Annotated in this window: 19 protein-coding genes; 9 read left to right on the top strand and 10 right to left on the bottom strand. The window is 67.2% G+C overall.

The genetic code is table 11. From position 1 onward, the window contains the following. Nucleotides 1-38: 38 nt before the first annotated feature. Genes ACWZJV_RS15345 through ACWZJV_RS15335 form a run of 3 tightly spaced genes read right to left on the bottom strand, consistent with a single transcriptional unit; the run spans nucleotide 39 to nucleotide 3994 of the window. Entirely contained in the window at nucleotides 39-602 is a 564-nt protein-coding gene (locus ACWZJV_RS15345) for an SACE_7040 family transcriptional regulator (protein WP_008355856.1), read from the bottom strand. A 33-nt stretch (nucleotides 603-635) separates the two neighbouring features. Continuing rightward, entirely contained in the window at nucleotides 636-1298 is a 663-nt protein-coding gene (locus ACWZJV_RS15340; protein WP_457176911.1) for an SWIM zinc finger family protein, read from the bottom strand. Further along, nucleotides 1295-3994 (bottom strand): DEAD/DEAH box helicase, encoded by a 2700-nt coding sequence (locus ACWZJV_RS15335; RefSeq protein WP_457176910.1) that lies wholly within the window; start codon nucleotides 3992-3994, stop codon nucleotides 1295-1297. The genes ACWZJV_RS15340 and ACWZJV_RS15335 overlap by 4 nt, the downstream gene beginning before the upstream one ends. A gap of 239 nt (nucleotides 3995-4233) precedes the next feature. On the opposite strand from ACWZJV_RS15335, the gene ACWZJV_RS15330 reads away from it, so the two are divergent. The 6 genes from ACWZJV_RS15330 to ACWZJV_RS15305 all read left to right on the top strand — a co-directional run bounded on the left by ACWZJV_RS15330 (nucleotide 4234) and on the right by ACWZJV_RS15305 (nucleotide 8952). Next, nucleotides 4234-4956 carry a molybdopterin-dependent oxidoreductase gene (locus ACWZJV_RS15330; protein ID WP_457176908.1) on the top strand — a complete coding sequence of 241 codons (723 nt, stop codon included), beginning with the start codon at nucleotides 4234-4236 and terminating at the stop codon, nucleotides 4954-4956. A gap of 34 nt (nucleotides 4957-4990) precedes the next feature. Continuing rightward, nucleotides 4991-6598, top strand: coding sequence for a DHA2 family efflux MFS transporter permease subunit (locus tag ACWZJV_RS15325; RefSeq protein ID WP_457176906.1), 1608 nt, complete (start codon nucleotides 4991-4993; stop codon nucleotides 6596-6598). Between the two features lie 80 nt (nucleotides 6599-6678). Beyond that, nucleotides 6679-7458, top strand: a complete 780-nt coding sequence (locus ACWZJV_RS15320; protein ID WP_457176904.1) for an endo alpha-1,4 polygalactosaminidase — start codon at nucleotides 6679-6681, stop codon at nucleotides 7456-7458. 101 nt (nucleotides 7459-7559) lie between these two features. After that, on the top strand, nucleotides 7560-7697 hold the full coding sequence (locus ACWZJV_RS15315; protein WP_457176902.1) for a hypothetical protein: 138 nt from the start codon (nucleotides 7560-7562) through the stop codon (nucleotides 7695-7697). Between the two features lie 93 nt (nucleotides 7698-7790). Then, nucleotides 7791-8351, top strand: coding sequence for a DUF4333 domain-containing protein (locus tag ACWZJV_RS15310; protein WP_457176900.1), 561 nt, complete (start codon nucleotides 7791-7793; stop codon nucleotides 8349-8351). Nucleotides 8352-8466: 115 nt separating this feature from the next. After that, nucleotides 8467-8952 (top strand): hypothetical protein, encoded by a 486-nt coding sequence (locus tag ACWZJV_RS15305; RefSeq protein WP_457176898.1) that lies wholly within the window; start codon nucleotides 8467-8469, stop codon nucleotides 8950-8952. Nucleotides 8953-8956: 4 nt separating this feature from the next. Here the strand turns inward: ACWZJV_RS15305 and ACWZJV_RS15300 are convergent, their stop codons facing one another. The 4 genes from ACWZJV_RS15300 to ACWZJV_RS15285 form a co-directional block, all read right to left on the bottom strand. Further along, nucleotides 8957-9451, bottom strand: coding sequence for a hypothetical protein (locus tag ACWZJV_RS15300; RefSeq protein ID WP_457176896.1), 495 nt, complete (start codon nucleotides 9449-9451; stop codon nucleotides 8957-8959). Continuing rightward, a complete protein-coding gene (locus ACWZJV_RS15295) occupies nucleotides 9448-11127 on the bottom strand; it encodes a putative T7SS-secreted protein (protein ID WP_457176895.1) in 1680 nt (559 codons plus the stop codon). The genes ACWZJV_RS15300 and ACWZJV_RS15295 overlap by 4 nt, the downstream gene beginning before the upstream one ends. After that, on the bottom strand, nucleotides 11124-11561 hold the full coding sequence (locus ACWZJV_RS15290) for a hypothetical protein (RefSeq protein ID WP_457176893.1): 438 nt from the start codon (nucleotides 11559-11561) through the stop codon (nucleotides 11124-11126). The genes ACWZJV_RS15295 and ACWZJV_RS15290 overlap by 4 nt, the downstream gene beginning before the upstream one ends. 245 nt (nucleotides 11562-11806) lie before the next feature. Then, nucleotides 11807-13165, bottom strand: a complete 1359-nt coding sequence (locus ACWZJV_RS15285) for a hypothetical protein (protein ID WP_457176891.1) — start codon at nucleotides 13163-13165, stop codon at nucleotides 11807-11809. A gap of 110 nt (nucleotides 13166-13275) precedes the next feature. Here ACWZJV_RS15285 and ACWZJV_RS15280 point away from each other — a divergent pair, with 110 nt between their 5' ends. Continuing rightward, nucleotides 13276-13860: a hypothetical protein gene (locus tag ACWZJV_RS15280; protein WP_008355832.1), complete on the top strand. Its 585-nt coding sequence runs from the start codon at nucleotides 13276-13278 to the stop codon at nucleotides 13858-13860. Nucleotides 13861-13874: 14 nt separating this feature from the next. Here ACWZJV_RS15280 and ACWZJV_RS15275 read toward each other — a convergent pair whose 3' ends face one another. From ACWZJV_RS15275 to ACWZJV_RS15265, 3 genes are all read right to left on the bottom strand, one after another. Beyond that, nucleotides 13875-14261: a hypothetical protein gene (locus tag ACWZJV_RS15275; RefSeq protein WP_196875991.1), complete on the bottom strand. Its 387-nt coding sequence runs from the start codon at nucleotides 14259-14261 to the stop codon at nucleotides 13875-13877. 68 nt (nucleotides 14262-14329) lie between these two features. After that, nucleotides 14330-15619 carry a cytochrome P450 gene (locus ACWZJV_RS15270; protein ID WP_457176888.1) on the bottom strand — a complete coding sequence of 430 codons (1290 nt, stop codon included), beginning with the start codon at nucleotides 15617-15619 and terminating at the stop codon, nucleotides 14330-14332. Beyond that, nucleotides 15606-15911: a hypothetical protein gene (locus ACWZJV_RS15265; RefSeq protein WP_457176886.1), complete on the bottom strand. Its 306-nt coding sequence runs from the start codon at nucleotides 15909-15911 to the stop codon at nucleotides 15606-15608. The genes ACWZJV_RS15270 and ACWZJV_RS15265 overlap by 14 nt, the downstream gene beginning before the upstream one ends. 163 nt (nucleotides 15912-16074) lie before the next feature. Here ACWZJV_RS15265 and ACWZJV_RS15260 point away from each other — a divergent pair, with 163 nt between their 5' ends. Both ACWZJV_RS15260 and ACWZJV_RS15255 read left to right on the top strand, forming a co-directional pair. Continuing rightward, the gene (locus ACWZJV_RS15260; protein WP_457176884.1) at nucleotides 16075-17277 is read left to right on the top strand and encodes a sensor histidine kinase; all 1203 of its coding nucleotides are present in this window, start codon (nucleotides 16075-16077) and stop codon (nucleotides 17275-17277) included. Further along, the gene (locus ACWZJV_RS15255) at nucleotides 17274-17969 is read left to right on the top strand and encodes a response regulator transcription factor (RefSeq protein ID WP_457176882.1); all 696 of its coding nucleotides are present in this window, start codon (nucleotides 17274-17276) and stop codon (nucleotides 17967-17969) included. The genes ACWZJV_RS15260 and ACWZJV_RS15255 overlap by 4 nt, the downstream gene beginning before the upstream one ends. The last annotated feature ends 8 nt before the right edge of the window (nucleotides 17970-17977 follow it).

The raw sequence follows: 17977 nt of genomic DNA, 5'->3' as shown, positions 1-17977 counted from the left end.
TTAACCTCGTGTGACAAGCCCCACTCCGAAGTCGGCCGCTACTCGGCGAGGGCGGCGCGGGCCATCTTGGTGAGCACGGCGCGCGTGGACTCCTCCGGGAGGACCCGGTTGTGCGGCGTGGAGTTGATCAGACCGAAGACGGCGTGGGCCATCGCGCGGGCACTGTCGAGGGCCAGCGAAGGGTTGCGGTCGCGGAGCTGGTCGGCCCAGAGGTCGACGTACTTCCGCTGCAGGGTGCGCACCTGATCCCGCGCCTCGTGCGGGAGCGACTGCCAGTCGCGCTCCTGGACGACGATCAGGGCCCGGTCGCGCAGCGCGAAGTCGACGTGCCAGTCGATCAGCGCCTCGATGGCCTCGGTGGTGCTCGAGGCACCCTTCACCCGGGCGCGGCCCTCGCGGAGCAGCTCCTGGGAGATCGAGACGAGCATCTCGGCAAGCATCGCGTCCTTGCTCGGGAAGTGCTTGTAGAGCGCGGGGCCGGAGATGCCGCAGGCTGCACCGAGCTCGGAGACGGACACTCCGTGGAAACCGCGGGCCGCGAAGAGCTCGGCCGCGGTGTCCAGGATCTGCTCGCGCCTGGTCTTCGTCGGAGCCGAAGTCATTCCGTCAGGTTAGCCGCTGTTCACCCTTTCGAGTCACTCCTCCAGCATGTGACGCGCCCGAAGCACCGCGTCGAGTGCGATCTCGACGTCATCGACCTGGTCGCGCGTCGCCTCGCCGACCGGAGCCGCTCGGACGATCTCCGGTCCCGGACGCAGACGCCCGATCAGCTCCTCGCGCTCCGCGCCACGTAGGTGAAGCAGCACGGTGGCGTCGCGGTCGAGGGTCCAGCAGAGCTGGTGGAGCACCGCGAGCGAATGACCGCACACCGCATGCCAGTGGCCGCACGTGCAGGTCACCGCGAGCTCGTCGCCGTAGGGCACCAGCTCGACCCCGGCCTCCTCGGCGTGCTCGGCCACATCCAGCGGAAGCTCGCCGACGAGGAGCGCCTCGGCCCGCTCGGCCGAGGCACCGAGGACCTCCGAGAGCGCGGCGACGTCATCTGCGCTCAGCACCGGAACCGTGCCGGTCACCGTCCACAGCCCGCGCTCGTCGTCGACCGCGGCCGCGAACCGGCCGGCCTCGACGACCAGCCCTCCGATCCGCCCCGAGCGGGCGAGCGAGCGGGCCCCGGAGAGCTGGTTGTCGTCGTAGGCCAGCTCCTCGATCGCCCGCAGGAACGCCCGCCCCCACCAGGAATCGACCCGCACCATCCCGCGTCGGTGCGGCTCGCGGGCGAAGGTCAGGGCCGGACTCATGACGCGATCCGGCGGCGTTTCCGGCGCTTCTGGGGACCGAGCTTGACGAGCTCACGGAGCTCGGCGTTGGACAGCTCGGTGAAGGCGGCCTCGCCCGCCCCGAGCACCGCGTCGGCGAGGACCCGCTTGCGCTGCAGCAGCTCGGCGACGCGCTCCTCGACGGTGCCCTGGGTGATGAGCCGGTGCACCTGGACCGTACGCGTCTGGCCGATGCGGTGGGCGCGGTCGGTCGCCTGGTCCTCGACCGCCGGGTTCCACCATCGGTCGACGTGGATCACGTGGTCGGCACGGGTCAGGTTGAGCCCGACCCCGCCGGCCTTGAGCGAGAGCAGGAAGACCGGCACCTCGCCCTCCTGGAAGCGCTCGACCATCCGCGACCGCTCCGCCACCGGGGTGCCGCCGTGGAGGAACTGGTGCGCCACACCGGAGGCGGCCCAGTGGGCCTCGAGGAGGCGGGCCATCGCGACGTACTGCGTGAAGACGAGCACCGCCCCCGACTCGGCGAGGACGGTCGAGACCAGCTCGTCGAGGAGCTCGATCTTCTGCGACCTCCCCGTGATCCGGCCGGCCTCCTGCTTGAGGAACTGCGCCGGGTGGTTGCAGATCTGCTTGAGGCCGGTGAGCAGACTCAGGACCAGCCCCCGCCGCTGCGGATCGTCGGCGTCGAGCCGCTCGATCCTCTCCATGGCGTTTCGGACGAATGCCTCATACAACACGGCCTGCTCCCGGGTCAGCGAGAGCAGGTGGTCGGTCTCGGTCTTCGGTGGCAGCTCGGGCGCCACCCCGGGGTCCGACTTGCGGCGACGGAGCAGGAACGGGCCGACCAGCGCCGCGAACTCCTTCGCCTTCCCGACGTCCGCACCGGCCTCGATCTGGCTCGCCCAGGCCCTCCGGAAGGCGAGGCGGCTGCCGAGCAGCCCCGGCACGCACCAGTCGAGCAGGGCCCACAGCTCGGTCAGGTTGTTCTCCACCGGGGTGCCGGTCAGCGCCACCCGGGCGTGCGACGGGATCTCGCGGAGCGCCTTCGCGGTCGCGGAGGCGGCGTTCTTCACGTGCTGCGCCTCGTCGGCGACGACGAGCCCCCACTGCACCGCGGAGAGCAGCTCGACGTCGCGCCGCATGGTCCCGTACGTCGTCAGCACGACACCCGTGGCCCCGTCGAGGTCGCGCTCGGACCCGTGATGGCGGCGCACCTCCACCTCGGGGGCGAACCGGGCGAGCTCGGCCTCCCAGTTGCCCAGCAGGCTCGCCGGGCACACCACCAACGTCGGTCCGGCGTGCTCCTTCTGGCGATGCAGGTGGAGCGCGATCGTCATCAGCGTCTTGCCGAGACCCATGTCGTCGGCCAGGCACCCGCCCAGGCCGAGCGAGGTGATCCCCGCCAGCCAGGTCAGCCCTTCGACCTGATAGCCCCGCAGTGTCGCCTGCAGCTCGGGTGGCACGTCGACAGCAGGGCCCGAGGTCGCCGCGATCACCTCGTCACGCAGCCGTGCGATCGAGGCCCCGATGATCACCTTCTCGCCCGGCGCGGCCTCGGCGACCTCCGCCGGCACCTGACCGGTCAGGGCGACGGCCAGCGCCTCGCCGCCGGTGATCCGCTTGAGCAGCCGCTTGCGCGCACGGCGGAGCACCGAGGGATGGACGACCGCCCACGCCCCTCGCAACCGCAGGATCGGACCCGCGGCCGCCGCCAGGGCGTCCATCTCGGCGGCATCGAGCGGCTCACCACCGAGCGCCACCTGCCACTGGAAGGCGAAGAGACCCTTCTCCCCGAGCGGCGACTCGCGCATCAGGTCCTCCCGCGCGCGGGAGGAGGTCGAAGGCGCCCGGTCCACGGCCACCGACGTGGTCAGGTCTCGCGACAGCGAGCGCGGCCAGAGCACGTCCACGCCGCGCTCCTTGAGCCACCCGGCCCCGTCCTCGAGCAGCCCCACGACCTCGTCGCTCGACAGAGTCAGCGACGTGGGCACCGGCAGGTCGAGCAGCCGGTCGAGCACCGGCCACGCCTCCGCGGCTCCGCGGAGAGCGACCTGCGCATGCGTACGCGCCCGCGGGCCGAAGCCGTGATCGTCGGCCTCGTCCCACAGCCTCTCGGCATCGGCCACGTGCAGCGGGTCGGCCTCGTCGTGCACCTGCGGCACCAGGGTCAGCGCCCCCGCGAGCAGGTCCTCCTCCGGAGCCTCGACCCGGAAGGAGAGCCGCACCAGCGACGGCAACGCGGCCGTCACCGGCCCCTCGTCGGTCCGGTAGCGCGCCAGCCGGGTCTGCAGCGACTCCCGGAACGCACCCGACCCGGACGCCTTCGGCGCCGAGGTCGGCACCGCGTCCGCGACCGCGGCCACGATCTCCCGCACCAGCAGCTCGGCCGCCTCGCCGTCGAGATCCTCATAAGCCCGAGACTCGGCCAGCAGCCGCACCCGCTCCTCGTCCTCCGGCGTGTAGCGGACCGCCCACGAACCGTCGACGGGCTCCAGCTGTCCCGCGGCCACGAACCGGAGCCCGAGGTGGGCTGCCGACGCGACCAGAGCGACCGAGGGATGCAGGTCGGAGGCTGCGTACGCCTTCTTGAGGACCGGCAGCGCGGCCCGCATCGGCAACGACACCGACCGTCGGGCGTCCGTGAACTCCACGGCCGAGTCCCGCGGCGGCTGCGCGGGCCGGAAGACGGCGCGGCCGGTGACGGGTACGAAGGACATGGAGACGACCGTAGCCGCCACCACCGACTTCCGAGCCTTGCCCGGCGCTTGCGCCGGGCAAACGGGAGGAGGTCGAGCGAGCGCAGCGGGTGAGCTTGCGAACCCGCGAAGCGGGTCGAGACCCAGTCGCTTCGCGGAGCCCGAACCCGACCGCCGAACGCTTCCTCATCCTTGAGGATGAGACGGCCGCTCCCCAGGGTTGAGGCGCACCGTGCCCCGTCGCTGTCACGGTGACTGACATGACCGAGACCACCCGCCCACGCGCCGCCCTCCCGCCCGGGCAGCGGGAGATCGACTTCTTCCCGCGCTTCGGCCGACGTGTCGACCAGCCCCCTCCGACCGTGCCCGCCCATCCGACCGTGACCTTCGGCGGAGCGCTCACGGCGCCGATCGAGATCCCCCTGGACGAGCTGGTCGGCGCTGATCGTCGCGAGCTCGCTGCCGACTTCCACTGCGTCGCCGGCTGGTCGGTGACCGGTCTCCTCTGGGAGGGCGTCGCGTTCGCCGACGTCTATCAGCGGTACGTCGCACCGGCCGTCACCCCGGGCACGACCGTCACTCACGTGATGGTCCGCGCCCTCGACGGCGAGTTCTTCGTGGCCCAGCTCGACGATCTCCTGGCCGACGACGTCCTGCTCGCCGACCGGCTCGGCGGCCGGCCCCTCGACGGCGCTCACGGCGCACCGTTGCGCCTGGTCAACCCTGCGCAGTACGGCTACGCCAACATCAAGCACGTGTGCCGCATCGACGTGCTCGCCGGCACCCCGGAAACGGGCTCACCGGCGCTCCTCGACCGGCTGCTCCAGTCCCATCCGCGGGCGCGCGTCTGGGAGGAGGAGCGCCACGGCACGGTGCCGGGCTGGCTGATCCGGCCGATCTACCGAGTGATCAAGGCTGTCATGCTCTCCGCGGCCGCTCGCCGCAGTGAGTCAGGTCACCATTCAAAAGTAAATATTGGCTAGGGGACCTATCAACCCACACGTAGGCTGTCAACCCGTGACAGACATTTCTGCCAAGCCTGAGAAGGCGCCGGACGACCACCTCGACAAGAGTGTGCTCATCGTCGCTGGCGTCGTCGTGCTCGGATCGATCATGTCGATCCTCGACATCACCGTTGTCTCCGTCGCACTGGAGACCTTCCAGCGCGAGTTCGACGCCACCTCTGCCGAGGTCGCCTGGACGATGACCGGCTACACCCTCGCTCTGGCGACGGTGATCCCGCTGACCGGTTGGGCCGCCGACCGGTTCGGCACCAAACGTCTCTACATGACCGCGATCGTGCTGTTCGCGCTCGGCTCGGCGCTGTGCGCCTTGGCCACCTCGCTGCCGATGCTGGTCGCCTTCCGCGTCATCCAGGGGCTCGGTGGCGGCATGCTGATGCCGCTCGGTATGACCATCCTGACCCGCGCAGCCGGTCCTGAGCGGGTCGGCCGCGTGATGGCGATCCTCGGCTTACCCATGCTCCTCGGCCCGATCCTCGGCCCCATCATCGGTGGCGCGCTGATCGACTCCGCCTCCTGGCACTGGATCTTCCTGATCAACATCCCGATCGGCGTCGTCGCCATCATCTACGCCTGGCGCGCGCTGCCCAAGGACCACGTCGAGCCGTCGCAGTCCTTCGACTTCCTCGGCATGGTGCTGCTGTCCCCGGGTCTGGCGCTGTTCCTCTACGGCGTCTCCTCGATCCCCGAGGCCGGCACGATCCTGGACACCAAGGTGCTCTCCTTCATGGTCGCGGGCCTGGTGCTGATCGCCGCGTTCATCCCGTGGGCGCTGTCGGCTCGCAACGACCACCCGCTGATCGACGTACGCCTCTTCGGCAACAAGGAGCTCACCGTCGCGGTGATCACCCTGTCGATCTTCGCGATGGCGTTCTTCGGTGCCTCGCTGCTCTTCCCGCTCTACTACCAGCAGGTACGCGGCGAGGACGCCCTCCACGCCGGTCTGCTGCTGGCTCCGCAGGGTCTGGGCGCGATGGTCACGATGCCGCTCGCCGGCATGCTCGCGGACCGCACCGGCCCGGGCAAGATCGTCCTCAGCGGCCTCACCACGATCGCGGTGGGCATGTTCATGTTCTCGCGGCTCGACGACGCCACGCCCTACTGGTACCTGCTCGTGTCCCTGTTCATCATGGGCCTCGGCATGGGCGCGACGATGATGCCGACCTTCGCCGCCGCCCAGGCGACGCTGCGCGAGCACACCATCGCCCGCGGTACGACCCTGGTGAACATCGTCCAGCAGGTCGCCGCCTCCGCCGGCACCGCGCTCTTCTCGGTGCTGCTGACGAACGCCCTGTCCGGCAAGGAGTCGATCTCCGCCGCGGACGACCTCGCCGACAAGCTCGGTGTCCCGGCGGCCGGTCTCGAGAAGTTCATGAGCGACCCGGCCAACCAGCAGAAGGTCGGTGAGGCCGCTGCCTCGCTGGGTCTCGACCCGGCCAAGCTGCCGGAGGTCTTCAAGGCCATCCCGGTCGAGATGGCCGAGGCCTTCTCCACCACTTTCGTGATCGCCGCGATCCTGGTCCTGGCCACGCTCATCCCCGCGTGGTTCCTGCCCAAGAGCAAGGCCGAGCACGGAGCCGCCGCTCCGACGGTCCTCCACTGATCCGCTCACGGTCACGTACGCAGGGCCGGGCTGCCATCGGCAGCCCGGCCCTCGTCGCACTTGTCGGATCGTTCGCCTTGGTGGCCTGCGGGCCCGCCGCGGCGCCGTCTGCCGACACGGCGCCCGCTCTCCCGCCCACCGACGGCGTCTTCGACTACCAGCTCGGCGGCACCGCCGATGAGCTGCCCGACGGCACCCCGATCGACGTGGTCGCCCGCGACGCCACCGCCGAGCCCCTCGAGGGCGCCTACAACGTCTGCTACGTCAACGGCTTCCAGACCCAACCCGGCGCCGACTGGTCCGAGCGCCCCTCAGCGCTGCTCCGCGACTCCTCCGGCGATCCCGTACGCGACCCCGACTGGCCCGACGAGATCATCCTCGACCCCTCCACCGCCTCCGCGCGTTCGGCGATCCTCGACGTTGTCAGCCCGGTCATCGAAGGCTGTGCCGACAAAGGCTTCGACGCCGTCGAGATCGACAACCTCGACACCTGGACCCGCTTCGAATCGATCTCCCGAGAAGGCGCCTTCGCCCTTGCCCAGGCGTACGTCTCGACCGCCCACGATCTCGGCCTGGCGATCGCCCAGAAGAACGCCGCCGAAGCCGCCCGCACCGCCCACGACGACCTCGGTTTCGACTTCGCCGTCGTCGAGGAGTGCGGTGCCTACGCGGAGTGCTCCGCCTACACCGACGTCTACGGCTCCCACGTGCTCCAGATCGAATACCCCGACTCCCTCACCGAAGCCCGCCTCTCCTTCGCCGCCGTCTGCGCCGACCCCCACCGCGCCCCGCTCACCATCCTCCGTGTCCGCGATCTCGTGGGGCAGGACGATGCGGCGTACGTCTATGAGGCCTGTTAGAAAACGCGGTGTGCGGAAAGCTGGACGCGCGGACGGTTGGCAACGGCCTTCCTCAGCACACTGCCTGACGCCATCTCGTAAGAAGGCGATCTCCGCAATGGATGACCGCGCCGACAAGCGCGAGCATCGACGCTGCCAAGGTGATCGCCGCACTCCTGATGCTCGGCGGCATCCATTCCTCGGGTGGCCTGCCCAAGATCCAGGCCGAACATGGAGCGGCTCCTCCGGTTCTCCACTGAACCACTCACGCTCACGTACGCAGGCCGCGACTGCCGTTGGTAGCCCGGGCCTGTTTGCCAATCCCCACCACTTTGCCGTGGTTTCATAGAGGCATGACGATCACACGCGCCATCTCGGGTGCCGTCCTCTGCGCAATTGTCGTCCCGGTCTCGGCTTGCTCGGTGTCGTTCAGCGCCGGCACGTCCCTCAGCGAAGAGAAGGCCGAGAAGCAACTAGCCCAACTACTCGAGAAACAGACCGGGGTTCGACCCGACGACGTCGACTGTCCTGGCGACCTGCCAGGCAAGAAGGATGCAGTCCTGAAGTGCAGCGTCTCTGCAACCGGCGAAACCCACACCGTCAAACTTACGGTAACGGAGGTCGACGGAACTGACATCAAGTACCGATACAAGGTTGTAGAATCCACCGGCACCAGCCTTCCAACAAATCCCATAGTCGATAAGGCAACGCTCGAAAAGAAGGTCGCGGATATCCTGGAGCAGGAGGTCGGCCAGCGGCCAGACAAGATCGACTGCCCCGGCGATCTCAACGGAACAGTCGGCGAAACGATGAGGTGCACGCTCACAGCTGGAACCGACCAACTCGGACTCACAGTCACCGTCCGCGCCGTTGACGGCAGCAACGTAGACTTCGGTGTCCAGGTAGACGGCTGACGACCAGGAACTCGTATAACGAGTTCACAGACCCGGCCCACCATCGAGGCTCAGCACTGCGTCGGCCAAGCTTCTGGGTGTACGTCCGGATGTATTTGGGCGTATCGTCTCTGGCATGCCGACACCGCTAGCTGAGATGCTTCCGCAGATCGTCACTCTCAATGTCCCCGACTGGCCATTCAGCTACTACGCCGAGGGAATCCAAATTCTTGGTTGGTGGGACATGACGAAAGTCTCGGCTCTCTATCCAGCGCAGGAAGGCGAAGCCGACCAGACCTATCGGCTAACCGTTACCCTGAATCAGGCGACTGGAACATTCAATTACAACGAGACACGTAGATCGGCCTCTTTCGGAGCGGCCGGCTACAACGATTCGGGATTCAAGACAAGCGGGATGACCTGGAGCTCCGGAAAACGAATAACGAAGGACTTTTCGTTCACCCTGGGCGGCAAAGCAGACGACACGGACCCAGAAGATGAGCAAGGCAAGGATTCACCATACCTCTTTCGCGAGGACCGGATCAAGGCACCGCTTTTCGAGTGGCTGCATGCTCACGGATGGAATCACCAGAATGCAGTTGGACGATTCTTTGCGCCCTAATCCATCAGCCCGATAGAAACGAAACTGAATCCATAAAGTCCGAGAATTCGTCCTGAAGCTGTTGCCGTTTCTTGAATTCACTAATCATAGTGAACGTCAACAGGTACCGGCGTGCAGGTTGCGCTAGATCTTGGATCACCTGCAGCACCTGAACTTGCTGGAGGTCAAACCGCCGACCATCCCTCTGCTCCTCGATCTCTATCAACTGAAGGATCGACGACGAGTTTTCGGTACGGCTCTCACGACGCTTGACCAAACCGGCGTGGTCACACTGTTCTCGGAGGCCCGTTACAACCTCGTCAGCGAGTTTCTCGACTTCGAAGTCACCCTCGCGGACTTCTCCATCCACTATCAGAGTCGGTACATACTCACCCTTTTCCACGGCGCGCACGGCCATAAACCCGACGGGCGCCATCGACAACGCCTCTGGATCGATTCGATGCCAATTCACGGACGGAAGCTTCATTTGTAGCGGAACGGGCAGCCTTGTCGCACTCATTCGAACAGGCCCTTCACGCCTCGTGCTATTTTCGAGCCCGCACTCTTAAGTTCGTCGGCGTCGAGCGTCGTCGCGTCGCCAATCGCTTCTCTGTGTTCATATGCGACGCCGGCCAGCATCGCACCGCTTTCAGCAATCTCGCTCGGCGTGTGAATTTTGCTATCCACCACGTGCCGCGCAATTTCTTCACGGTTGTCCCATGCGGCACCTCCCAAAGCCTTAGCTCCGTCACCGATCTCCTGTCGATGCGAGTAGAGCCACCCTCCGCCTTTCGCTATCTCGTCCGGCGACACTTGATAGTCCGCCAATTTCCTCGGATCCTTGATCGTCTCGATCGCAGAATTCTTAACTTCGTCCGGGTCGACAGTAATATTGGCGCCCAAGGCACCCCCGTATTCGGCAGCCACACCAGTCTTGGCGTTGAAGACGAACTTCCCGTCCTCGTTAAAGCCAGCATCCAACTCGGCCTCAGCGCCGGCTCCCGCCCATCCCTCGCCTGTTAGTCCGACTCCAATACCTCCCGCTATAAAACCACCTTCGAGAGCAGACTTGGCGCCGACAAACGCTCCCAGGTCAGCGTGGACGCCCTCTTTATCGGTGTCAATCCGCGCAATGCCATCGGCACCGATATAAGCGCTCCCCTTACCATAGAACTCAACCTCATCGTACTTAACCGATGCCCCGCCCTTGGCTTCAACGAGCCGTATATGGCCCTCCGCCCCCAACGCAAGTCCGTCCTTGTCGATTCTGGCGAAGGCTTCACCGCTAGCCCCCAACACAGTCACCGTTCCATCGGCGTGAAACTGAAGTTCGCCGATCTCCTGATCAAACTGTCCTTGAAGGTCATACACCGCACCTTCGAACCCAGCAGATCCTGCTTTGATGCTCCACTCATCCGGTGATCCGAACGGAAGATTCGCCTGCGAATTGCCGCTCACTCCCGCCTTCCAGTTCATGAACTCGCCCGGAAAGTTGCCGCCTCCGTTGCCGAGATCCCGTCCCTTCTGGAAAGCGCTCTTCAAGTCGTCGAACATTCCAAACCCGGGGAACCCGCGCTTTGCCTTTCCTTCTCCGGATGTTGAGACTCCGGCGAACGGCGATGTGGGATTGACCGCGGTGGTTCCTGCGCTGTCCAACTCCTTACGGGCGTCCTCCAGGATCTCCTCAGCCTCCTTACGCAGAGCCTCGCCCGGGTCGACGAAAGGACCGGGTGGAGTGAAGGCAATCGCTGGAACCGGGAGTCCAGCTTTCAACCTGACGTTGTGCGCGTCAACGCGCTCATTGTGTGACTGCACGGCGGCGTTATGGTCAGCGAGGGCCTCTTTCGTCGCCTGCTCGCCTTCGTTCCACTTATTGATGGCGTCCTGGGCCCGGCCCTGAGCCGTCGCTAGCGCGTCAGAGTAATCGACGAGGCGCGTGCCGGCTTGCTTGAGCACGTCTCGATACGCCCCCAACTTCATCGCTTCGGCGATCTTCAGGCTGCCGTACTGCAACTGACCGATCCCCCCTTGCCAACTGTCGATGGCAAGGCCGTTGAGACTGTCGAGAAGCTTGGCGATACGACGTTGCTCATCGAGGATCGCGGTGCCTTGCTCAGCCACCGCCGCCTTGTCGCCGACGATCAGGGCCTTGGGGTCGTTGGTGGTGCCAAGCTCCGCACCCTGCGGGAGCGTCATGAGTTGCCGTTCGGCCAAGTGTCCGTGAGCGGTTGGACATCCCCTGGGGCCTGCCCTGGCGTCCACTCACCTGGCAAGAGCTGCACGTTCCGTGGCGACTGACCTTCTCTCCACGTGTTGAGGAACGTGCCGTTGTCGAGGTCGGTCTGACCGCGCTTCATCAGGTCCTCGCTGTCGAGGTCGGCCTGCTCGTAGTCTCGGGCCTTGTCGATAAGGAACTCGGAGATGCGGTCGAGGCCGTCCTTGAGCTCCTTGTGTGCGTCCTTCGACTCGTTGACGACTTCCTTCAGCCAGGAGGCGACCTCATTGTGACCGAGGCGGTCGGCGCTCAGCGCGGAGTCTGGCATCTTCGACGACCCCAGGTCCTCGACGAGTGCCTTGTACTTGCCCGACGCGCGCCTCAGTTCCTCAACTGTAACTTCGTACCCGCTCACTCGAATCCTCCGTGCGCTGTGGTTGTTACTCGTCTTCTTCCCCAGAAGTCAGCAGTTCAAACACATACGACACAAGAAAATTCTGTCTACCCGAGGAAACAAGAGCCTTTCAGGCCCAACCTAAAGTTGGCACGAGCGAAACGGCGCAGTCAACGCCAATCCCATGCCATAGACGCCATCCGTGGTGCCAGCTCGCTCGACGAAGGGACGTCGGGCCACCGCCGTGGACAGCGGAACTATGCAAACTAACTGCGGCGGTTCTTGCCATCGCTGGTGTCGTCCCCCGGCGTTGAGGTCGGGGCCCAGCCGCGGGATGCGTTGGGGTCCAAGACGTCGCTTGCTGTCTCGGTCCAGTCGTCGGTGTAGTCGGCTTCCCACTCTTGGTTCTGGCTGCCGTTCTGGTCCCGCTTCTTGCTGCCGCGGCCACCGGCGGCACCGGCTCCACCGCGACCGGCAGCACCGCCCCGGCCGGCCCCACGTCCGCCGGCACCAGTGCCTCGCGCGCCGGCTCCCGCGCCACGCGCGCCCGCACCGCGGGCCCCAGCGCCAGCGCCGGCTCCCGCACGGGCACCCGCGGCGCCAGCCCTGGCAGCTGCGGACCTGGCTGCGGCCGACCGGGAGGTGGCTCCAGCGGTCGCTGCCTTCGCGGACGCTCCGGCGGCGAACCTGCTGGCGATGGCCTTGGCCACGCCGGCGCCGAGAAGGGCGCCGCCACCGACGATCGCCAGGGCGGACATACCGCCGGTGCCGCCAGCGAGGGGTGCGAGGCCGTCAGCGGTCTCGACCATCGCGTACGACGTCGAGGGGGCGGGAGTGCCGTCCGCGTTGATCCACTCGCTGCCGTTCCACTCGGGCTTGTTCTCCGCCTTGTGCGCTTCGATGTTGGCTTTCTCCTGAGTGATCAGCTCATGGCCCCAACCGTCGGAATAGAGGGTGCCGGAGTTGTACTTCGCCATCCGGGCTTGGGACGCGGCAACCTGGCTTGCCGAACCCGGTTGTGCCGATGTGCCGGGAGGCAGCGCGTTGGAGTCGCTGCCATCGTCGTACAAGGCACGTACCTTTGGTTCTGCATCTTCGACGGAGACGTCGACAGCTTGGACCCTCTGTGCAGCCTCCCGCTCGGCATCGGCGATCGCCGCCTCATCCTTGGCGTACTGCTGCTTCGCATCCGCATACTTCTGCTGGTTCGCCGCCGCTTCGGCGGTCGACGTGCCGCCACCAGCTTTCGTGTTGAAGGACGACTCTGGCGGCACCGGGTTGTGAGACGCGGGCAACGTAGCCTCGAGCCGTTTGTGCGCCTCCATCGCCTCGTACAACTTGGCGTGGACGATCCACAGCGCGTCGATCGCGTCCTTGAGCACATCGCGCTTCTTGTTGGTCTCTTTGCCTGAGGTTTCCATGTCCCGCCGAGCGGCCTGGCCGGACAACGACGTCTCCGAGAAGCCGTCTTCGACCCGTCCAGCGTTGTCAAGCATCGTCTTGCCGGCACCGTCGAAGTTGTCTCGGGCGCCCTCCCAGCTTCTGAGCATCGCTTCGATAGCAGCGATGTCTCCACCCCGCACGTAGTCGCCGAGCCGAAGCATCCACTGACCCTTGACTGCCATAGTCCCTCCCGAGGGCTTGGTTGAGGGACCGCTCGATCCCAAATGCATGTTGTACGACTGACTGGGCATCGCGCCCGGCACATGCGGTGGTTTGTTCTAGAGTCTGCCTCATGACGATGTCCCGGGCGAGCGCCATGGCCGCATTGATCCTGTCCGTTGCCCTCGCTGGTGCCGGCTGCACATCATCAGGCGGCGGCACCTCTCCCGGAACTGCCGAGCCGAAGCCCACACCGTCCGCTTCACCCAGCGAATCGTCTGTTCCTGCGGATTGGAAGGTCGCAGCGATCGAGGAGGCTCAGGTCCAGATCCCGCCGGATTGGACGACCGAGCAGGCGGGGAAGTGGACCGTGTCCCTGGTCGCTCCGAAGGATGACCTCGGGTCGTCCGCTGGGTTCGGGACCTTCCTGTCGGGCGCCCTCGGACCAGGAGACCTCGAGAAGGCCGCCGGGTACGAGAAAGACATTCTCGTCGAGGACGGCGCCGAGAACCTCAAGCGCCTCCCCGACGTCACAGTCGACGGGTCGGTGTTCTATCACTTCCAGTACGAAACCGGTCGCACCTGGAACGACAGCTACGGCACCAAGGACGGCGAAAAGCTCATCGAGATCAACTGGGACTTGTCCAAGACCAGCCTCGACCGGAATGAAGCGGACGCCCTTATCGCCAAGGTTCTGCCGACGTTCAAACTGCTCTGACTCCGTCGGCAGAGTCAGATCGCGAGGTACTTACCGGGGCCTTGGTTCTTGTTGAAGATGACCAATGGGTTGCTCATCAGCGCGAGGGCATTGGCGAACTTCTGCGCAGTGACCGCAGCGTCGACGTCAGCCCCTTCGATCGCAACCATGGCGTCGTGGATCGCTTCGCTGGTCTCATGGAGACCCTTAGCGGTGTCCCCGAGGGAACTGTCGATGTTCTGGTGCCCCTTCCGGACGACAGCCCCTAGCCACTCACCTCGCGAGGAACCTCCGAACATGCCACCAACGGGATCAGCGAGCTGCTTCCGCGCCTCCAACACGCGTTCGCGTTGGTCGTTCAGGTTCTGCCGCGCTGCGTCAAGCCGCATGGTGTCGACGCTGACCTGACCGTTCTCACCCATGGTCCGCCCTCCCGAGGCTTCCGATCGCACCCCCGGCGGGTGCCTCAGTAGGAGTAGTACACCACGGGTCACAGGGCGACCGGCAGGGATGCGTAGCCGCGGAGGATGCGGGTGGGGCGGCGTATGCCTTCGCCGGAGACACGGAGAGACGGGAAGCGCTCGAAGAGCATGCGGAGGCCTACGCGGGCTTCGAGGCGGGCGAGGCTGGCGCCGAGGCAGAAGTGGGCGCCGGCGGAGAAGGAGAGGTGCTGGTCGGCGTCGGGCCGGGTGATGTCGTACGTGTCGGGGTCCTCGAACACGGACGGGTCGCGGTTGGCTCCGCCGATGACGACCGCCACGGCGGTGCCCTTGGCGACGTCCGTGCCGGCGACGTGCGTATCCGCGTAGGCCTGGCGGACGGTGGCCATGACGGGCGGGTCCCAGCGCAGGGTCTCCTCGACGACACCGTCGGCCAAGGTCGGCTCGGCCAAGAAGAGGGAACGCTGCTCCGGATGCGCATCGAGGGCGGCGACGGCGTTACCGAGCAGGTTGACGGTGGTCTCGAAACCCGCCGCCAGGACCAGGAGCCCGAGCGCGTGGAGCTCGATGTCGTCGAGGTCGCCGGCGATCACCAGGGCGCTGAGGAGGTCGTCGGCGGGGTCTGAGCGAAGGCGGCGTACGTGGTCCTCGAACCAGTGGTGCAGGGACCTCATCGCGGTCTCGACCTGCGCGTAGTCGCGCCACGACAGCCCGGGATCGAGGATCGCGGCGGCCTGATCGCCCCAGCGCAGGATGTCCGCCCGGTCGGAGTCGGGCACGCCCAGCAGCTCGGCGATGACGGCGATCGGGAGCTTCGCGGCGTACTCCTCGATGATGTCGACCCGCCCCTCGCGCGGGTCGATCTCGTCGAGCAGGTCGCCGGCGACCGCGGTGACCATCTCGGCCATGGAGCTGATCCGGCGGGCGGTGAACGCCTTCGAGACGTGCTTGCGATAGCGGGTGTGCAGCGGCGGGTCGACCGCAAGCATCGACGGCGGGTCGACCGGGCCCAGTGCGTCGGGCGCGCTCACCTTGCCGAGCAGCCACCGCAGCGGCACCGGGAGCTCACCCTGGCCGTCGCCGACGCCGAAGTCGCTGCTGCGCAGGATCTCGTTGGCGGCGGCGTACGACACGGTGCCGGCCATGAACGGGTTCACGTGGATCGGGCCTCGCGCTCGCAGCCGGTCGTAGTCCGGCACATCGCGCGACCACATCAGCTCGGCGAGCGGGTCGCCGCGCCTCGACGCGAGGCTCAGCACCGCTCGGTTGATGCCCTGGGACAGCGCCCAGCGGGCGTACGACCTCCCTCGCTCGATCGGTCGCAGATCAAGCCGAGGCATCGGCCAGCTCCTCGCTGAACTCGTGGGTGCCGATCCGTCCCATCAGCGGTGCCAGGTCGGCCAGCAGGTCGGCGAAGGTGGCCTCGTAGTCCTCCTGCGACAGCGCCGGGTCGAGCTGCGCCTGGAAGCGGATCCGCCACCGGTGGCGCAGGGCCTGAGCCAGGCGCTCCGGGGTGCCGAAGGCCTCGGCATAGGCCGGCGACCACGGCAGCCTGCGCGCGAAGCCGGCACGCAACTCCTCCTCCGCCTCGTTCAGCAGGCGGTAACGTTCGTGGGTCTGGCTCCAGGTCATGGTCCTCACCGTCCGTCGTCGTTGGGATGGGTTCGACGCTACGGATCGGCGACGCCCGGGCGCATCGGACGAGGGCAGGCACCTGCGTTCCTACCGTGGTAGGAGAGTCGCCACCTGCCGTGGTCGGATGCGACGCGACTCACGCGTTTCTAGACTGAACGGCATGAGTGTCCAGGACTCCGCTCGCGATGTGCGTGACTTCCTGGAACGGCGCTGCCGCAGCAAGAATCTCGACATCCCCTGGTGGGCCCCGCTGCTGTCGGCGTTCGGGCTCGTCGCGATGGTCACGGTGGCCGTGCTCCAGCGCGAGGCCGCCGCCGACATGGTCGCCGCCGGCCTGGTCGTCGTCGTCCCGTCGCTGAGCATCTTCTTCATCCCGAACACCGGCGAGTGGCTCAAGAATCACATGTGGGCCGTCGACCTCCTGCCGACCCTGGCCGGGTCGGCGTGGCTGATGTCGCAGCCCGCCTCCGCGTTCTGGCCACAGCACGACTTCGCGCCGGCAGTGCTGGTCCCGCTCACTCTGGAGATGGTCGTCCGTGAGGGCTTCCGGACCGGGACCCTCTATGCGATCGCCTCGGCCGTGGTGATGAGGATCTTCGCCTCCGACACACCCAGCGGTGTCGGGGTCCACTTCCTGCTGCTCTTCGTCGGCTGGATCCTCGGACTGCTGATCCTCGCCCAGATGCGGGCGCTGCGCGCCGAACGGCAGGCGCGGTCGCAGGAGCACGCCCGCGCGACCGAGGCCGAGCGCACCCGGATCGCCCGCGAGATCCACGACCTGGTGGGGCACTCGCTCTCCATCACCCTGCTCCACCTCACCGCGGCGCGGCGCTCCGTCGCCGAGGGGGACGACCCCGATGAGGCGGTGTCCGCGCTCACCGAGGCGGAGGCCGTCGGGCGCCGGGCGATGGCCGAGATCCGGCGTACGATCGGGGTGCTGTCGACCTCCGGCCCCGGGACGGCGCCGCTCCCCGGGGCCGCGGACGTGGTCCGGCTCGTGGAGGAGGGCCGCAGCGCGGGGCAGACGATCACGTTCGCCTCCTCCGGCGACCTCTCCCGCATCGACGCCGGCGTGGGGCTGGGCATCTACCGGATCCTGCAGGAGTCGCTCGCCAACGCCATCCGGCACGCGCCCGGGGCGCCGGTCTCGGTCTCGCTGGCGGTCGCGGACGGCGTACGTCTCTCCGTGGAGAACCCGATCGTCGGCACCCGGCGCGGGGTCGGCGAGGGGTCCGGGCTGGCCGGGATGGCCGCCCGCGCCGAGCAGCTCCGCGGCCGGTTGTCGGCGGGGGCCGAGGAGTCGATGTGGAAGGTTGACCTCGTGATCCCGCCGCACTGTCTCGTACGCAAGGCTCTCGCATGACGCCGGTCAGCCCCGCCGCCAGCAACACAACGTCGCCGATCCGGGTGATCGTGGTCGACGACCAGGAGCTCGTACGCAGCGGCCTGCGCCGCATCCTGCGACGGCGCGACGGGCTGGAGATCGTCGCCGAGTGCGGGGACGGCTCCGAGGTGGTCGCGGCGCTCGAGGCCAACCCGGCCGACGTCGTCGTCATGGACCTCCGGATGCGGCAGGTCGACGGGATCACGGCAACCGGCCTGGTGCGGGCGCTGCCGGAGGCTCCGCCGGTGCTGGTGCTGACCACGTTCGACGAGGACGAGCTCGTCTCCGGTGCCCTCCGCGCCGGCGCCGCCGGCTTCATCCTCAAGGACTCACCCGCCGAGGAGCTGGTCATGGCCGTACGCTCCGTCGCCCTCGGCGACGCCTGGCTCGATCCCGCCATCACCGGCCGGGTCCTGGCCACCTACCGTTCCGCGGTCGCTCCGCCGGCGTCGAGGGCGGTCGAGGTCTCCGAGCTCACCGACCGCGAGCTCGAGGTGCTCCGCGGCCTCGCCTCCGGCTGGACCAACTCCGAGATCGCCGAGCGGCTCGTCATCTCCGAGCTCACGGTGAAGTCCCACATCGGCCGCATCTTCGCCAAGCTCGACCTCCGCGACCGCGCCGCCGCCATCGTCTTCGCGTACGACCACGGCATCGTCCGGCCTGCGATCTGAAGGAGCGC

It is taken from the genome of Nocardioides sp. WG-D5 (assembly GCF_054031175.1).
The sequence above is the reverse complement of the archived record's forward strand: the minus strand, read 5'-3'. Positions and strand labels throughout refer to the sequence as shown.

Excerpts from the sequence above, each read along its gene's own strand:
- ACWZJV_RS15255 (WP_457176882.1), top strand. The coding sequence starts at position 17,274 with ATGACGCCGGTCAGCCCCGCCGCCAGCAACACAACGTCGCCGATCCGG.
- ACWZJV_RS15335 (WP_457176910.1), bottom strand. The coding sequence starts at position 3,994 with ATGTCCTTCGTACCCGTCACCGGCCGCGCCGTCTTCCGGCCCGCGCAG.
- ACWZJV_RS15260 (WP_457176884.1), top strand. The coding sequence starts at position 16,075 with ATGAGTGTCCAGGACTCCGCTCGCGATGTGCGTGACTTCCTGGAACGG.
- ACWZJV_RS15280 (WP_008355832.1), top strand. The coding sequence starts at position 13,276 with ATGACGATGTCCCGGGCGAGCGCCATGGCCGCATTGATCCTGTCCGTT.
- ACWZJV_RS15340 (WP_457176911.1), bottom strand. The coding sequence starts at position 1,298 with ATGAGTCCGGCCCTGACCTTCGCCCGCGAGCCGCACCGACGCGGGATG.
- ACWZJV_RS15300 (WP_457176896.1), bottom strand. The coding sequence starts at position 9,451 with ATGAGTGCGACAAGGCTGCCCGTTCCGCTACAAATGAAGCTTCCGTCC.
- ACWZJV_RS15275 (WP_196875991.1), bottom strand. The coding sequence starts at position 14,261 with ATGGGTGAGAACGGTCAGGTCAGCGTCGACACCATGCGGCTTGACGCA.
- ACWZJV_RS15265 (WP_457176886.1), bottom strand. The coding sequence starts at position 15,911 with ATGACCTGGAGCCAGACCCACGAACGTTACCGCCTGCTGAACGAGGCG.
- ACWZJV_RS15285 (WP_457176891.1), bottom strand. The coding sequence starts at position 13,165 with ATGGCAGTCAAGGGTCAGTGGATGCTTCGGCTCGGCGACTACGTGCGG.
- ACWZJV_RS15295 (WP_457176895.1), bottom strand. The coding sequence starts at position 11,127 with ATGACGCTCCCGCAGGGTGCGGAGCTTGGCACCACCAACGACCCCAAG.
- ACWZJV_RS15270 (WP_457176888.1), bottom strand. The coding sequence starts at position 15,619 with ATGCCTCGGCTTGATCTGCGACCGATCGAGCGAGGGAGGTCGTACGCC.
- ACWZJV_RS15345 (WP_008355856.1), bottom strand. The coding sequence starts at position 602 with ATGACTTCGGCTCCGACGAAGACCAGGCGCGAGCAGATCCTGGACACC.
- ACWZJV_RS15310 (WP_457176900.1), top strand. The coding sequence starts at position 7,791 with ATGACGATCACACGCGCCATCTCGGGTGCCGTCCTCTGCGCAATTGTC.
- ACWZJV_RS15330 (WP_457176908.1), top strand. The coding sequence starts at position 4,234 with ATGACCGAGACCACCCGCCCACGCGCCGCCCTCCCGCCCGGGCAGCGG.
- ACWZJV_RS15305 (WP_457176898.1), top strand. The coding sequence starts at position 8,467 with ATGCCGACACCGCTAGCTGAGATGCTTCCGCAGATCGTCACTCTCAAT.
- ACWZJV_RS15315 (WP_457176902.1), top strand. The coding sequence starts at position 7,560 with ATGACCGCGCCGACAAGCGCGAGCATCGACGCTGCCAAGGTGATCGCC.